This is a genomic window from Sphingomonas sp. CFBP8993 (assembly GCF_034044895.1).
GTDB lineage: Bacteria > Pseudomonadota > Alphaproteobacteria > Sphingomonadales > Sphingomonadaceae > Sphingomonas.
This window is the reverse complement of sequence record NZ_JAXCWU010000008.1, coordinates 135,349-150,910: the sequence shown is the minus strand read 5'-3', so window position 1 is coordinate 150,910 and position 15,562 is coordinate 135,349. Positions and strand designations below refer to the sequence as shown.

Annotated in this window: 9 protein-coding genes and 2 pseudogenes; 5 read left to right on the top strand and 6 right to left on the bottom strand. The window is 64.0% G+C overall.

Annotation, left to right across the window (positions count from 1 at the left end; translation table 11 throughout):
* Positions 1-946, top strand: a pseudogene (locus tag SOM26_RS16400) (IS3 family transposase); the annotation flags it as partial.
* Between the two features lie 264 nt (positions 947-1,210).
* Here SOM26_RS16400 and SOM26_RS16395 read toward each other — a convergent pair.
* From SOM26_RS16395 to SOM26_RS16385, 3 genes are all read right to left on the bottom strand, one after another.
* A complete protein-coding gene (locus tag SOM26_RS16395) occupies positions 1,211-4,039 on the bottom strand; it encodes a TonB-dependent receptor plug domain-containing protein (protein ID WP_320453782.1) in 2,829 nt (942 codons plus the stop codon).
* Between the two features lie 155 nt (positions 4,040-4,194).
* On the bottom strand, positions 4,195-5,901 hold the full coding sequence (locus SOM26_RS16390) for a DUF885 family protein (RefSeq protein ID WP_320453781.1): 1,707 nt from the start codon (positions 5,899-5,901) through the stop codon (positions 4,195-4,197).
* 154 nt (positions 5,902-6,055) lie between these two features.
* Positions 6,056-7,645, bottom strand: coding sequence for a DUF5597 domain-containing protein (locus SOM26_RS16385; protein WP_320453780.1), 1,590 nt, complete (start codon positions 7,643-7,645; stop codon positions 6,056-6,058).
* Positions 7,646-7,967: 322 nt separating this feature from the next.
* On the opposite strand from SOM26_RS16385, the pseudogene SOM26_RS16380 reads away from it, so the two are divergent.
* Both SOM26_RS16380 and SOM26_RS16375 read left to right on the top strand, forming a co-directional pair.
* Positions 7,968-8,457: pseudogene (locus tag SOM26_RS16380) on the top strand (IS5 family transposase); the annotation flags it as partial.
* An 88-nt stretch (positions 8,458-8,545) separates the two neighbouring features.
* A complete protein-coding gene (locus SOM26_RS16375; RefSeq protein WP_320453779.1) occupies positions 8,546-9,553 on the top strand; it encodes an IS110 family RNA-guided transposase in 1,008 nt (335 codons plus the stop codon).
* Between the two features lie 470 nt (positions 9,554-10,023).
* On the opposite strand, the gene SOM26_RS16370 is transcribed toward SOM26_RS16375, so the two are convergent.
* Both SOM26_RS16370 and SOM26_RS16365 read right to left on the bottom strand, forming a co-directional pair.
* Complete coding sequence (locus SOM26_RS16370; RefSeq protein WP_320453778.1) at positions 10,024-10,722, bottom strand: SDR family NAD(P)-dependent oxidoreductase; 699 nt, start codon at positions 10,720-10,722, stop codon at positions 10,024-10,026.
* Positions 10,719-11,459 carry a YaaA family protein gene (locus tag SOM26_RS16365; protein WP_320453777.1) on the bottom strand — a complete coding sequence of 247 codons (741 nt, stop codon included), beginning with the start codon at positions 11,457-11,459 and terminating at the stop codon, positions 10,719-10,721. The genes SOM26_RS16370 and SOM26_RS16365 overlap by 4 nt, the downstream gene beginning before the upstream one ends.
* 167 nt (positions 11,460-11,626) lie before the next feature.
* On the opposite strand from SOM26_RS16365, the gene SOM26_RS16360 reads away from it, so the two are divergent.
* Entirely contained in the window at positions 11,627-12,916 is a 1,290-nt protein-coding gene (locus SOM26_RS16360) for a hypothetical protein (protein WP_320453776.1), read from the top strand.
* 125 nt (positions 12,917-13,041) lie between these two features.
* Here SOM26_RS16360 and SOM26_RS16355 read toward each other — a convergent pair whose 3' ends face one another.
* Positions 13,042-13,509: an Lrp/AsnC family transcriptional regulator gene (locus SOM26_RS16355; protein WP_042487895.1), complete on the bottom strand. Its 468-nt coding sequence runs from the start codon at positions 13,507-13,509 to the stop codon at positions 13,042-13,044.
* Between the two features lie 191 nt (positions 13,510-13,700).
* Here SOM26_RS16355 and SOM26_RS16350 point away from each other — a divergent pair, with 191 nt between their 5' ends.
* Complete coding sequence (locus tag SOM26_RS16350) at positions 13,701-15,560, top strand: sensor histidine kinase (protein ID WP_320453775.1); 1,860 nt, start codon at positions 13,701-13,703, stop codon at positions 15,558-15,560.
* The last annotated feature ends 2 nt before the right edge of the window (positions 15,561-15,562 follow it).

Here is a 15,562-nt window from a genome sequence, read left to right as displayed (position 1 = left end):
CGCGAACTGGAGCGCCAGCTCGGCCGCAAGACGCTGGAGGTCGAGATCCTGAAGGAGGCGCTGGAGCGCTCGCGCCCAAAAAAAGCGAGCTTGCTCATGCACTCGCCGTTGCCGGAGACTATCCGGTGAGCCTGGTCGCCAAGACGATCGGGGTCGGGCGCTCGACGGTGTACGACCGCCTGACCGGCCGCACCCGGACGCGCGGACCGTACGCCAAGGCCGACGACGCGGACCTGCTGCCTCGCATCCGCCAGATCGCCGCGCAGCGGCCCACCTACGGCTACCGCCGCATCGCGGCGGTCCTCAATCGACAGCTTCGCGCCGAAGGATCGGCGCCGGTCAACCACAAGCGCGTCTATCGCATCATGGCCGCGGACCGCCTGCTGCTGGCGCGGCGCTACACCGAGCGGGCCGCCTCAGGCCATGACGGCGTCGTGCTGACGATCCGCTCGAACCTGCGCTGGTGCTCGGACGGCTTCGAGTTCACCTGCTGGAACGGCGAGGTCGTGCGCGGCGCCTTCATCATCGACGCCCATGACCGCGAGATCATCGCCTGGCGCGCGGTCGCCAATGCGGGCATCAGCGGCTCGGACGTGCGCGACATCATGCTGGAGGCCGTGGAAACCCGCTTCGGCGGTATGCGCGTGCCCGTGCCGGTCGAGATGCTGTCCGATAACGGCTCGGCCTATACCGCCCGCGAAACACGCACCTTTGCCCGGCAGCTGGGCCTCAAACCCTGCTTCACGCCCGTCCGCAGCCCGCCTCGGAGGCCTTCGTTCATACCCTCAAGCGCGATTACATCCGCGTCTCGCCGCTGCCTGATGCTCCCACCGCGTTGACATCGCTGGCCGGATGGATCGAGGACTACAACGACAACCACCCCCATTCAGGGCTCAAAATGCGTTCACCGCGCGAACATCGCGCACTGGTTTTTGCAACCGCTTGAATCCGTCCGGTCAAACGGGGGTCAGATCAAATCCGCAAGACCCTTTTCGGACGATCTGGTATGGTTTTCGGGAAGCAGGTCATAGCCAACCCGGCGCCCGGCAAGGATGCTGCAAGGTCGATCAGTGCGGCATGACGACTTGAAATCTGGACAGGCAGGGGCACGAATATCGTGCCAATCCGTTCAGGTGACGACATGTCGCCCGGGGCGGCAGCGCTTGCACGCTACCGCCCCGGGCTTGCAGTCAAGGGTCAATGTCACTTCTCAGAACTTCGCGCTGATCCGAGCGTAGGTGAACCGATCCGACAGATTCAGACCCGCGCAGCTCAGACAGTTGGGCGCATTCGTCGCCAGCACGTTATTCATCCCCAGGCTCAACGTGAAATTCCGGTTGGCGAAGGGCAGGTTCCAGCCGATCTGCGCATCCAGATACGTCACGGCAGGCACGTTGGAATTGTTGAACCCCGGTTCTCGCGCGCTGCCCAAATACCGGGCGATGACCGCGACGGAGTAATCTCGGCTCTTCCAGTCCAGCGTCGCCAGGCCCTTGATCCGCGAATAAACCGTGCCGCCCTGCTGCGTGCCCTGAAGCTCGGTCTTTTCCGTACCGGTCGCCGTCGGCAGCGTGACCGAATATTCCAACAGGTAATTGGCCAACGCCGTCAATCCGATGGTGCCTGAACCAATCTGTGGCGAACGGTAATTAAGCGTCAGGTCAATGCCAGCGCTCTTGAGCGACGAGATGTTCTGCAACAGGCCGCGAATTTGCGTCACCTGTCCACTGGCCGAGCGCGTGACGCTGGCGCAACTGACGGGATCGTTGATGTTAGCGCAATTCGCCAGCAGCACATCCGCACCGACTGAGGCAATCGCGTCATCTACGCGAATCGTGTAATAATCGACCTCGACGCTGAAACGGCTCGCAAGCCCCGAAGAGATCATGAAGCCGGGGCTGTAGACGCCGCCGAAAATCCAGCTCTCCGACGTTTCCGCCCGCAAATTCCTGTTGCCGCCGGTCAACACCGGCAACGTCGTATCGCTTTGAATATACGATCCGTTTGCAGGCACCCCGCGGGAAATGCAATTCCGCCGAACAGTTTCCGAAACCCCGCTATGGTTGAAATCCGAGCACGGATCGACCGCACCGCCGTCGAACCGGGACGGCGTGCCGAACAATTCGCCGATGCTCGGCGCGCGGAACCCCTGCGCCCATGTGCCGCGCAGCCGCAGGTCGTTGAACGGTTTCCAGTTCAGCCCGGCCTTCATCACGGTCTTCGCGCCGCTGGTCGAATAGTCCGAACGGCGGGCCGCGAAGGATCCTTCGAGCAGGCGCAGCATTGGCAGATCCTTGAACAAGGTCGCATTCAACTCGCCATATAGTTCGTGCACCGTGAAGCGCCCGGCGGAGGGCTGTGCGGGAATGTCCGAACCGAGGCCCGCCGCCACAATCGGATCGGGCGTGAATGACCCGGTCTGCTCGCGAAATTCGTAACCGGCAGCGACGCTGACGTCGCCCGCAGGCAGCCGGAACAGCGGGCCGCTGATGTTGAGGGTCGCATCGGTCATCGTCTGGTCGCTGCGATCGCGCTGCGTAAACGCAACGTAATCGAGCATCGCCTGCGTGATCGTGCCTTCACCGCCGAAGAGGTTGAGCGGCACGCAACTGCCGGTGCACGCGCTGATCGGCCCGACCGCGCGGGCGAGATTCGCGGCATTCACGTTTCCGTGTGCCACCTGCTTCGCGTTGTTCTCGGAATAGACGCCGTTGACATCCCAATACCACGTGCCCGGGCCGAACTCGAACTGCCCGTCAAGCGTGGCGCCCATATACATGGTGTTGACGGTCTGCCGGTAATTGCGTGGGCCGTTCTCCGTGAAGCGGCGAGCTACGCGCTGGTAATTGGCGGGGCTGCCGTTCGTCCCAGCATTCAACGTTATGCCGAACGGATTGTAGGGGTTGGTCGCGTCAATCGACACGGCGTCGAGCAGATTGCCGTTGCCCGCATCGGGACCGAGTATGACCGGCAGCGGCGCGGCCTGATTTTCCGACGTGCGGCGGTTGTAGATCACCTTCCCCAACAGCCTCACCGAATTTCCGAGATCGGCTGAGAAATTGACGAACGCGCCGATCCGCTCCTGCGGTGTCAGGACGTAGTTCGGTGGCACGTAATTATAGCGGTCGGAATTCGTGAATGCCTTGAAATCGCTGTTCGCACCGGTCGGGTCGGCGGGGTCGAAGCGCGGCGACGCGATAGGATTGCTCTTCAGCGTCAGCGCCAGCGTTTTGCCCGTCAACGGATTGGTGAAGATGAAACGCCCATTGGGGGTCGTGCCACTGCAGTTTGAATCGCAACTGGTCGCTCCAGGTGTCGGGAATCCGGATGCGAAGATCTTGTCTTGTTTGACGAAATTGCCGCCCGCCACAAGCGAGACCGGCCCGCCGCTACCACCATTGCCCCAGTTCACCTGATAATTTTGCGTGGTTCCGCGGCCGCTGCCCCAAGTTCCGACATAGGCACTGCCAATGAATCCCTTCTGCCGGGTCTTGGTGATGATGTTGACCACGCCCGCGACCGCATCCGATCCGTAGATCGTGGATGCGCCGTCGCGCAGGACGTCGATCCGCTCGACCATCGAATCCGGAATGGCGTTGAGATCGACCGCGCCGGGAATGCCGCTGGCGGCCGCGCCGTTGATGAAGCGCATGCCGTCAACCAGCACCAGTGTACGGCGTGAACCGAGATAGCGGATGTCGATTTCACTCGATCCTGCACCAACACCGCCACCATCGGGCGGATTGCCGTTGTTGCCGCTGCGGTTGAAGCTGGAATTCAGGCCGCCGCCATTGCTCGGCAGGCGCTGGAGGAAATCACCGATCGACGACGTGCCGCTGCGCTCGATATCGGCGCGGTCCAATATCGTGACCGGTGCCGGATCGTTGAGCGGATCGCGACGGATGCGCGAGCCCGTTACCACGACCGTGTCCGCATTTGGTTCCGCCGTTTCCTGCCCCATTGCCGGTGTCGGCATCGCCGATGCCATCAGCATGAGCATGAAAACGCGCCGTCTGTCGAAGTACTGCATATTCGCCATGATAAGCCCCCTTCTCTCTGATGATTTTCCTAGTCGGAGCGCCCTGTTCCGAGGGCGCACTGAACCCTTCCGACCACGAAGCCTCGCGCCGGTATTGTTTTAAGGTGTTCGATCTTCTTGGCCGCGGGTCTGGCGCCCGCTCCGGCTACGTCCGCTTATTGCGGCTTCGGCGGTATGACTTCGTCGTGGATCAGCGCGACCGGCAGGATGCCGGCGCTCATCATCCGGCCGATAAAGTCGCGCATGACGAAAGCTTTGCGCGCAGCATCGTCGGCGCGCACGGCATCGGCTATCAACCCGTCGATTTGCAGCTTGCCGATGATGTAACTCGGCCCGTAACCGGGTTGGCGCGCATAGAGGAGCTGCTCGAACGCGACGAGCGGGCTTTCCGGGTTGGACCAGCCGCGCGGCGTCCATTCCGCATGAAACTTGCCTGCTTGCGCAAGCGTCATCTCATTGGACTGGACATACAGGGAGGCGAGGCCCCGCGCCGCACGATTTGCCAGCATGATCCAGACCAGTTCGCGGCCATGCGGGATGTTGTCATACACTCCGGCCTGCATGACGATCTCTTCAAATGCCGTCGCCAGACCTTCCGACCTGTTAGCAAAGATATTGTAGAGCGGCGGCGTGCGGCGGATCGCGCTTGCGCTGGGTTGATATTTCAATCGCGCCAAATCGATCCAGTGCGACGCATGTGTCACGAGCGGCAGCGGGTCTTGCGATGTTACGTGCGAGAAGAAGTCGCGATGGTCCGGCGGAACATAGTCCGGTGTCTGCGCCGCCATCGCCGAACGATATTCCGGCCTGGCCTCGGCAAAACCTTTGCTTTCCATGAACGCACTGAAAAAGGCCGTCTTCTCCGCCGCCATCCTGCGGTACGCGACCGGATCGTCCGCCGTTCGCACCGGTGGTACGTCGCTGTTGCGCAACTCCTCGAGCGTCAGGGAGGAGATGGCCCGGTCCAGTTCCCGGCGCAACAGCAGGACCTGCTGATCCCAGTCATACGGCAACAATTCCACATTGGCGACGTACCAATTGTAATTGTCCTTGCCGACGCCGCTCGGGCCGGTCTTGCCCGGCGCCTGCTCCGCGATCCATGTCGCGAAGCGGTCCGTCGCCCTGCGGGCCGCTCGGATCGCCTGCAGCAACGCAGGCGTCGCCCCGGTCATCGTCGCGGGAAGGCGCCCATCCAGCGTGCGCATCGTGAGAGTGCCCGCCTCCAGCGCGGAAAGGACCGCGCTCTGCTGCCTGAAGGCCGCGCCGCCATAGACCCACAGGTCGCGGGCATTGCTGGTTTTCAGATTATCCCGCGCGCTTTCCAGCAGTTTCGGCACCGACGCCAGCATCGCCGTCAGCTTCGCCTGTTCCTTTACGTCCAGCGGAAACTTGAAATCATACAGGTTGATGTTCGGATAGGCGTAAGGCCCCTCATGCGCGGGCACATCGCTCCAATCGGCGAAGACCGTCGCATAGAAGGTGGGGTCGCGCGACCAAGGATGCAGAACCCGGAAATCGAAATCCATGCCGTTCATTTCGGCTTGGGCCAGCCTGTAGTCAGCTAGCGCGTCGACCGGCCAACCCACCGTATCGATCGCCTTCAGTCGGGCTATGAAGTCCGGAAGCGCCGCCTTCTTTTCCGCCATCGCCGAGTCGCTATAGTCCGGCAGATAGCCGTTGAGCGCCGGGGTTGCGAAGGCGCGCCAATCTACGAAAAGCTCGGTTAGCGCTTCGTAGTTGGCGGGCCTCTCCCCAACAGCAGATCTGGACGCGTTCGCCAGTGGCGTAACCTGCGCAAGCACCGCCGTCTCAGGAGAAAGGGGCGCCGTCAGATAGAAGATGATTATGGCTAAGCGTTTCATATCACCCCCCGACAAATCGAGTTGCGTATTACGGCATAGTCAGAAATACATCATATAGTATACTTTAGATCAAGAGGATTTGTTCAGGATTGTAACATAAGGATTATTTTTGCTTTCACGGTGCCTTGCGTCCTCACCGGTACGGAAAGCTCTTTTAAAGCGGCGCGACTCGTACCCGCAGCAACCGCGGGTCGTGGCCAAAGTTGAGACCGAAGTCGGTTTCGTCGCCGTTCAGCCAGCGAGAAACCTGCCACGACCCGTCCACGAAACGTCCCTCTTCGACGCGCATGAGTTGGCCGCGCCGGCCATCCGACGACATCCGCTTGAATTCCAGCCGCGCATCGACACCCGAAACCAGAAAACTGCCGTCGTCCATGGCGAGCACGAGGGCCCGTCCGGTCTGCTCCGGGGAATTGGGGACGATCGCGGGCGTATCGCCCCATGCCGGCGGGCCGAACGCGACATCGACGCGCCAGCCATCCGCCAACGGGATCGTCTGGCGCGCCTGCCCGGGCTCCTCGACGACGGCCTGAAGCCGATGGTCGAAGCCGCCCCGTGCGATCAGATCGCGGATTGGATCGAGCAGCGCGAAATTCACCCGGTGCGCGGCCGCCGCAGCATCGGTCGTCGGCCCCTTCGCATCATCGATGCCGAAGACCGAGAAGCCGATACCGCCATGGTTGAGGACGTAGAACAGATAGGGCGCGATCTTCGGGTCGAAGCCCGTTTCCGAAACCCAGGACGGATTATCCGCACGGGCATATTGCCCCAGCACCTTGCGATACTCGGCGGCATCGCTCGTGTAGACATCGGTACCGATGAAGTCGATCGACGGTGTCACGCTGCGCCACACATCGAACATATTCCATGTCGCCCCGCCGCTCGGATAATCGCCACCGGGACGGCTGAAGCCCTTGTAGCGCATCCAGACGTTCACGTAGGTGGGCAACGGGTAGACAGCTTTGCCCGCTGCGGCGATCTGCTCGATATAGCGCGCCGTCGCCCAGGCGTTGAACGCCTCGTCGGCGTCCGGGCCGAACACGGTCCGCCAGTCGCCCGGCGCTTTGCCGAGCCGCGTCGTCACCGCCGCCGGCACCGCCGCGCGAAACGCGGCCTCCGCCTCCGCACCATGGTCGCGCACCGCGCCGATCGCACCCGGTTCGTTCTCGACCTGCACCATGATGACGGTGTGGCGCTCGCCATCCACCTTCTTCAGATGCGCCAGCAACGCCGTATAGGCAGAGCGGTCCGCGTCGAGATTGGCTTGCGAATGCGGGGATAGGACGTCCGTTGGCAGACCGCGCTCGTCGATCGTTCGCGGATAGCGGGCGGGGTCACCCTTCACCCATTCCGGCACGTAATGCATTTGCCCGTTCTTCCAGGTGCCGAACCACAGGAAGACCAGACGCTTGCCGGTTTCCCGTGCCTTCGCGATCAGGGCGTCGACGTTGGTAGTGTCGAAACGTCCCTTTTGCGCCTCAAACTGCTCCCAATAGATCGGCGCCTCGATCGTGTTAGGCGCGAGTGCCTCAGCCGCGCGCCACGCCTCCGGCAGCATTGCCGGCCAAGCGCTCGAATTGTGCAACTGGGCGGCCAGAACGAAATAGGGCTTTCCGTCCACCAACAGCATGAACCGGTCGTCGCGGCGCTCGATCCGGGGTATCGGCTCGGCGGCGGCGGACGCCACCATCGCCGACACCACGGCAAGCCCGGCTATTGACGAGGCAAATCTGTTGAAGCGCATACCATAGATCCCCTGCTCTAGTTTCTACCGGGCGCCACCGCGTTCAGGCCGTGCGGACTGCCGAAAGCATATCGAACGCTGACCGTTCTACGCTGGTGATCATATCTCGAAGTTCATACGAACCGCTCTAAGCGGGGAAGCTGCACCACTCAGTTCTCGACTGTTGAGCTTTTAGTATACTATATCTGAAAATGGCTGAGGTGTCCATCGCAATTCTTTGTCCTCGCCGGAGAGTCTTCGGTACAGCGCCGCGATGTTGTATGGGAGAATTGTTCAATGCAGGCGTACTGAGTTGCTGCCGGTTCCGCGGACACGAGGTTAGATGATGATCGACGCGACCTACCTCAAAGCGCGCCGCACGGCATCGAGCCTGCGGGTAAAAAAGGGGGCTTCGGCCGCCTGATCGGACTCACCGAAGGCGGCATGAACACCAAGCTCCATGCGGTCGCCGACGCGAACGGACGCCCGTTGAGCTTCTTCATAACAGCATGCCAGGTCAGCGACTACACCGGCGCGGCAGCGCTGCTTGATGATCTGCCAAAAGCACAGTGGCTGCTCGGTGACCGCGGCTACAATGCCGATTGGTTCAGAGACGCCCTGCATGCCAAAGGCATCCAGCCCTGTATCCCAGGCGCAGATCGCGCAACGAACCGGTCAGATACGACAAGCGCCGCTACCGGCACCGCAGCCGCATCGAAATGATGTTCGGCCGCCTGAAAGATTGGCGCCGCGTCGCCACCCGCTCCGACCGCTGCCCCACCGCCTTCTTCTCGGCCATCGCTCTCGCGGCCACCGTCATCTTTTGGCTGTGATCGAGTCATCGTGTAATTTGTGGCTGCTTCCCCGGGCCGGCTGAGCGGCGCACCTTCTGGTTGTCGGACCTGAAGGAAGGAAGCAGCTATGAAGCACTATGCCGGAATAGACCTGTCGATGGAAACGTCGCATGTCTGCATTGTCGATGCCGAAGGGCGCAAGGTCGCAGCGCAATGCGTGGACAGCACGCCGGAAGCGATCACGGCGCTGCTGGAGCGCCATGGTCCGATGGAACGCGTGGTGATCAAGACCGGCCGGATGACGCCGTGGGTTGCTCGTGGCCTGCACGAGTTGGGCGTCGCGATCATGTGCATTGATGCGCGCCAGGCCCACCAGAGCCTCAAGGCGATGAAGGCGAACAAGACTGATCCGCACGATGCGGCGGGCCTCGCACAGTTGGCTCGGACAGGCTTTTACAAGGAAGTGCACGTCAAATCGCCAACGTCGCATGGGGTGCGCTCGGTGATCACCGCCCGCGCGCATCTGGTCGAAGCCCGTGTCCTGCTCGACAACACCATCCGCAGCCTCTGCGCCACCTTCGGGATCAGGCCGGGGGCTGGCCAGGGCGAGCGGTTCCTCGCGCGGGTGCAAGCCGCCATTGCTGTTCCGGGTCTCGGCGAGGCGGTGGCCGCACTGCTCCGGGCGCGGGTCGGCCGGGTTGATGAGATCCGCCAAATGGATCGCGATCTTAAGGCGATCAGCATCGCCTCTCCGGCCTGTCAGGCCCTGATGAGCATCTCTGGCGTCGGCGTGCAGACCTCGGCTGCGTTCGCTGCCGCCGTCGATGAGGCGGGCTGGTTCAAGCGGTCCCGCACGGCTGGCGCCTATTTTGGCCTCGTCCCACGCCGGCACCAGTCCGGCGAACTCGACTGGACGGGCCGGATCACCAAGCAGGGAGACGGCACCGTCCGCAAGCTGCTCTACGAAGCGGCCAACTCGATCCTGACGCGCACGCGCCAGACCTTCGCGCTGAAGACCTGGGCGCTGAAAATCGCCAAGCGACGCGGTCTCAAGAAGGCCCGGGTGGCGCTCGCCCGCCGCCTCGCCGTCATCATGCACGCCATGTTGCGCGACGGCACCTTGTTCGAGGCCTGAAAAGAGGTAAGCTCCCTTCGCCAGCGGCGATGCTCTCCAGCTGACCCGATGGCGGTGTCCCGCGAGGGAACGCAGGGACGGACGATCTGCGAAGGTTATCAGATGGGCTGCCAAGCCCGCTTCGAGTCAATGCAACGTCCGGCCTTGTGAGACCCGATACAGCACCACCGGCCGACAGGTCGGCGAGTGCGGACAGATCCTTGAAACCCTCAAGGGACAACCGCCGAGCGGACGCAAATTACAGATCCTACCCTAGCGATTATATGGGCTCTGGAAGGCGCTCTCAATCAGAATTTCCCAATGATCTGAGTTTCACCTCGGGCGCGCCATTTTCCTACACCGATGAATTGGCAGGCGTAGTACTAGCCATGGGCCGACCTTGCCCATTTCTCCCCTGGAAGGGGAGGTGGCAGGCCGAAGGCCTGACGGAGGGGGGGCACCTCCCTTCCCGGATAGGACGCCCCAAGCCCTTACGGCTGAACCTCCTTGCCCTCCCAATCGAACAGCTTGCCGCTGTCGGGCGCCTTCAATCCGTCGATCACGTCGAGCAACTGCACGGCGGCCCGGTCGGGCGTGAACAGGCCGCCGGGGCGGACATTGCCCTGGAACGGCTGCGACAAGGCGGTATCGACGGTGCCGGGATGCAGAGCGACGATGATTGCGCGGTCGTTGCGCCGCTTATGCTCGACCGACAGGGTTCGGATGAACTGGTTGAGCGCCGCCTTCGACGCGCGATAGCCGTACCAGCCCCCCATCCGGTTGTCGGAGATCGACCCGATCCGCGCCGACAAGGCGGCGAACAGCGTCTTGCCGGTCCGGGGCATCAGCGGCAGGACATGCTTGGCGACCAGCGCGGGGCCGATCGCGTTGACCGCGAAATTGCGCGCAAGCCAGGCGGGGTCGAGTTGTCCCATCGCCTTTTCCGGGCCCTGTTCGCCATCGTGGAGCAGGCCGGTCGCGACGATCACCAGGTCGGGGGCGGGGCCCTTGGCGATTCGCTCTGCGGCGGCGGCGATGCTGGCTTCGTCCTCGAGGTCGATATGCCCGTCGCCGCTCAACGACCGGGCGAGGCGGGTGACCGCGACGCCTTCTTCCTCCAGCGCATCGGCGAGGCCTTTGCCGATCCCGCCCGAGGCCCCGATGACGACCGCCCGCTTCCACTCGCTCATCGCACGAATCTCCATAGGGTCGGCGTGCTTGCCTGGGCATCGAACGCATAACCGTCGCTATCGAAGCCGCGCATCGCGTCGGTTTCGGTGATCCGATGCTCGACCATCCAGCGTGCCATCGCCCCGCGCGCCCGCTTGGCGTGGAAGCTGACGAAGCGGTCGCCCTCACGGAAATCGACCGCGATCACGCGGATGGCGGCGGGCAGGCGGCCGTCGACCGCATGCCAATATTCCTGGCTGGCCAGGTTCAGGACGGTGCCCGACCCTTCCGCCTCGACCTCCTGGACCATGCGCTCGGCGATCCGGCCCGCCCACCAGTCGGTCAGCTTGCCGCCACCCGGTGCCCAGCGCGTCCCCATTTCCAGGCGATAGGGGCGCATCGCATCCAGCGGACGGAGCAGGCCATAGAGTCCCGACAGCATCCGCAGGTGATCCTGTGCGAACAGGATGGCGGGCTCGTCCAGCGTCTTTGCCTCCAGCCCGGTATAGACGTCGCCCGCAAAGGCGAACATCGCGGGACGCTCGGGGGCGTCGGCGAAGTCGCGGAAGCGTTCGGCATTCAGAGTCGCCAGCGCGGGCGATATACGCATCAGCGAGCCGAGCTTGTCCGCCCCCAGCCCGGCCGCGGCGCGAGCAAGTTCGACGGCTTCGGTTAGGAAATGCGGTGCGGTGGGGGCAAGATCGGGCAGGGGGCTCTGATAATCGAGCGTCTTGGCGGGGGAGATAACGGCAATCATGACCGCGCCCGCTAGCGCCCGGAGCGTTTGCGTTCAATCCGCGTTCAGCGGCGGATGGTCATGATACGGCGCATCACCGCATTGCTTGAACGGGACGGCCGCTGTCCCTACAAGTCCGCCATTGACGGTCGTGGACCCGACAGGCTCTATTCTTGGAGAAAATTCGCATGAAGATCATTCCGAAGCTTGCGCTCGCGGCCGTGCTGGCGACGAGTGTGAGTGGGGTCGCCCTGACCGTTCCGGCCGTTGCCCAGAAGAAGAAGGCCGAGGAAGCCGGCGGCCTGAAGCTGAGCCCCGAGGCGCTGAAGGCTGCACAGGCCGCGCAGCCGGTGATGCAGCAGAAGAACTATGCTGCCGCCGAGCCGCTGGTTGCTGCAGTCGAGGCTGCCGCCAAGACCGAAGACGACAAGTATATCGCGGCCGCGCTGCGCTACGAGCTCGAATCGGGCAAGCTGTTCGCTGCGCAGCAGGCCAATCCGAACACGCCGGTCGACGAGGCCGCGCTCGCCAAGCCGCTTGACGCGCTGATCGCCAGTCCCTCGACCCCGGCCGCCGACAAGCCGCGCTACGTCTATCGTCGTGGCGCGCTGGCCTATAACGGCAAGCAGTATCCGATCGCCCTGCAATATTTCCAGCAGGCCAAGCAGCTTGGTTATCAGGACCCGAACCTGCCCATGCTGATGGTCAAGGCCAAGTATGAGTCGGGCGACATTGCGGGCGGCAATGCCGAGCTGGCGTCGGTCATCGACCAGATGAACGCGTCGGGCCAGAAGGCGCCGGAGGACTATTACAAGTTCGCGATCAGCCGCGCGAACAAGACGAAGAACGTCCCCGAATCGCTGACCTGGATGCGTAAGTGGCTCGTCGCCTATCCGACGGCGCAGAACTGGCGCAATGTCCTGGTCATCTATGGCCTCCAGCAGGGTTCGCTGGCGACACTGGACAAGAACCAGCGGCTCGACCTGTTCCGCCTGATGCGCGCGTCGAAGTCGCTGGGCGACCAGAACGACTATATGGAATATGCGCAGTACGCGACCGACAAGGGCCTGCCCGCCGAGGCCGCGACCGTGCTGAAGGAAGGCATGGCGACCGGCAAGATCCCGGCCGGAAACGCCACCGCCAAGGCGATGCTGACCGCCGCCGAAGGCAAGAGCAGGCAGGAAGGCTCGCTCGCCCCGACCGAGGCGCGCGCCAAGTCGGCTGGCGATGGCAAGCTCGCCGCGCTGACCGCGGAGGCCTATTACGGCCAGGGCAACTACGCCAAGGCGGTCGAGCTGTACCGCACCGCGCTGCAAAAGGGTGGTGTCGACGCCAATGAGGTGAACACCCGTCTCGGCATCGCGCTGGCCGCGCAGGGCGACAAGGCCGGCGCCAAGGCGGCGTTCGACGCGGTCAAGGGTGCGCCGCGTGCGGACCTCGCCGCGTTCTGGAACACCTATCTCCAGACCCAGGCATAATCGGGCCTTCTCCCCCCGCATTCACATGCGGGGGGAGCGGCATCGGCCAAGCGACCACGCCAAACGAAAAGGGCCGGTCCTCCGTCATGGAGAACCGGCCCTTTTTCATGAACCGCTGATCCGGCTCAGTCCGCCTCGATCGGGATGCCCGAAACCTGCTTGGCGGTGCGGATGGTCAGCGACGTCTTGACGCTGGCCACATTGGGCGCAGGCGTCAAATGGCCGGTCAGGATTTCCTGGAAGCTCTTCAGGTCCGACGCGACGATCTTCAGGATGAAGTCGATCTCGCCGTTCAGCATATGGCATTCGCGCACTTCCGGGATACCGGCGACATGCGCTTCGAAGGCGGCAAGGTCATGCTCGGCCTGGCTGCGCAGCGACACCATCGCAAAGACGGTGATCGGAAAGCCCAGCCGTGCGGCATCCAGATCGGCATGATAGCCACGGATCGCCCCCGCTTCTTCCAGCGCGCGCACCCGGCGCAGGCACGGCGGCGCGGTCAGGCCCACGCGCTCGGCGAGCTCGACATTGGTCATCCGGCCGTCGGCCTGCAACAGCGCCAGGATCTGTCGATCGATACGATCCAGCGCCATTACACGATACTCCACATAAACTACCGAATCCCTATGCCGTATCACGGCCTACTATAAGAAAATTACGCACTATCGTAATTCTCCGACAATGCAACGGCACGCATAAGGATATTTGCAGGTTACCAGTTGGAAGGATAAGGACGCTAAGACAGGAAGCTGGCGGCCAAAAGGCCATAGGTGAAGGGAGCTCGGTGCGGTTCGACGACAGTCTGGCGACGATATTATCGGCCGACACTGCGACGCCATTCGGCGCGCAGACTGCCTGGCGGCAACTTGTCGACCTGATCAGTCGGGGACGTGTGCCCGCCGATCCGCCGATGCTCGAACGCCTGTCGGCGCTGCGTGCGACGGTGCCGGTCGCGGTCCGGACCGCGGGTGCCCGAATGCTCGGGGCGGGGAATCCCCCGGTCGAACTGGTGGCGTTCTTCGCCGAGGACGAGCTGCCGGTCGCGGCACCCTTGCTCCGCGCGGCGCAACTGCGCGATGCCGACTGGCTTTCCATATTGCCGCGCCTGTCCCCGCGGACGCGCTCCATCCTGCGGCACCGCCGCGACCTGTCGGACACGGTGTCGCGCGGGCTGGAGAGTTTCGGGGCGGTCGACTTCGTCCTGTCGCATGTCGCGGCGGAAAGCCCTGACGCGATTGCGCCGATCATCGCAAGTGATGCACCGGCCATGGCCGTGCCGCAGGAACCGACGGCGGCCCCGATCAAACGGCCCGACATGGTAGCCACCACCCCATCCGAGCCGATTGCGGCGCCGGTCGAGGCCAAGCCGATTGCGCCGGAACCGCCTTTGTCGATCCTGCTCGATCCGGTGCCGATCCAGGCGGCGACGCCGTTCGTCGCGCTGGGCCAGGTCGCGCGCGGCCTGCCGTTCATGGCCGAGGCGCTGCGCCATGCGACGCCCGCCGCCGCACCGCCGCGATACGAGATCGCCGACCTGGTCGCCCGCATCGATGCGTTCAACCAGCGTCGCGAGGAAGTGCCGGGTGCGCCGCAGAATGATGCGGGGCCCACCCATTTCGACTTCGATACCGATCCGGCAGGCCTGATCCTGGGCGTGGAGGGCGTGACGCGCGGACCGCTGGTCGGGGTCAGCATCGCCGATACCGCGATGCAGGGGCTGGCCCAGTTCGACGGCGTGGCGATGGGGGCCTTTCGACGGCGTTCGCCATTCCGCGACGCGCGGCTGGAAATCGGCGGCTCGTCGGCGGCGGCGGGATCGTGGCGCGTATCGGCCATGCCGCGCTTCGATCCGGTATCGGGTCGATATTGCGGCTATCGCGGCAGCGGTCGGCGACCGCGCCGTGATGAAATGGCCAATGTGACCGAGATGGTGCCCGGCGGTGAAACCTCGCCCTCCGATTCGCTGCGCCAGCTGGTCCACGAGCTGCGCACCCCGGCCAATGCGGTGGCGGGATTTGCGGAACTGATCGAGAGCGAATTGCTGGGGCCGGTCGCGCCCGTCTATCGCGACCGCGCCAGCGCGATCCGCGCGATGGCCGCCGACTTGCTCGCCTCGGTCGAGGATCTGGATACAGCCGCGCGGATCGAGGGGCATGTGCTGGATCTGCGGCCGACCGTCGTGCCGCTGGCCCCGCTGATCCAGCGCGTCCTCGCCGAACTGCGCCCGCTGGCCGAACTGCGCCGCGCCGAGATTCGCTTCGACCCGCCATCGTCCCCGATCGCCGCGCTTGCCGACGACCGGGCGAGTGAGCGGCTGCTGACGCGGCTGTTCTCGGTGCTGCTGTCGAATTGCGTGGTGGGCGAACGCCTGTCGGCGAGCCTGGGCATCGATCAGGGCATGGCGGCGCTGAAGGTCGATCGCCCGCTGGCCCTGACCATCGAGACCGAAGCCGCGCTGCTCAGCGACGCCGGTGACGAGGAGCAGCGTGACGGCGCGCCGCTGCTCGGCACCGGTTTTTCGCTGCGACTGATCGACAAGCTGGGGGCTGAGATGGGCGGTGGGCTGACCATCGGTCTTCACCGGGTCGTCCTGGCGCTGCCGGTCGGCGACGATCAGCGCGCGGGGCGGACCTCGTCCGGCTGAGC

Excerpts from the sequence above, each read along its gene's own strand:
- SOM26_RS16395 (WP_320453782.1), bottom strand. The coding sequence starts at position 4,039 with ATGGCGAATATGCAGTACTTCGACAGACGGCGCGTTTTCATGCTCATG.
- SOM26_RS16390 (WP_320453781.1), bottom strand. The coding sequence starts at position 5,901 with ATGAAACGCTTAGCCATAATCATCTTCTATCTGACGGCGCCCCTTTCT.
- SOM26_RS16385 (WP_320453780.1), bottom strand. The coding sequence starts at position 7,645 with ATGCGCTTCAACAGATTTGCCTCGTCAATAGCCGGGCTTGCCGTGGTG.
- SOM26_RS16375 (WP_320453779.1), top strand. The coding sequence starts at position 8,546 with ATGAAGCACTATGCCGGAATAGACCTGTCGATGGAAACGTCGCATGTC.
- SOM26_RS16370 (WP_320453778.1), bottom strand. The coding sequence starts at position 10,722 with ATGAGCGAGTGGAAGCGGGCGGTCGTCATCGGGGCCTCGGGCGGGATC.
- SOM26_RS16365 (WP_320453777.1), bottom strand. The coding sequence starts at position 11,459 with ATGATTGCCGTTATCTCCCCCGCCAAGACGCTCGATTATCAGAGCCCC.
- SOM26_RS16360 (WP_320453776.1), top strand. The coding sequence starts at position 11,627 with ATGAAGATCATTCCGAAGCTTGCGCTCGCGGCCGTGCTGGCGACGAGT.
- SOM26_RS16355 (WP_042487895.1), bottom strand. The coding sequence starts at position 13,509 with ATGGCGCTGGATCGTATCGATCGACAGATCCTGGCGCTGTTGCAGGCC.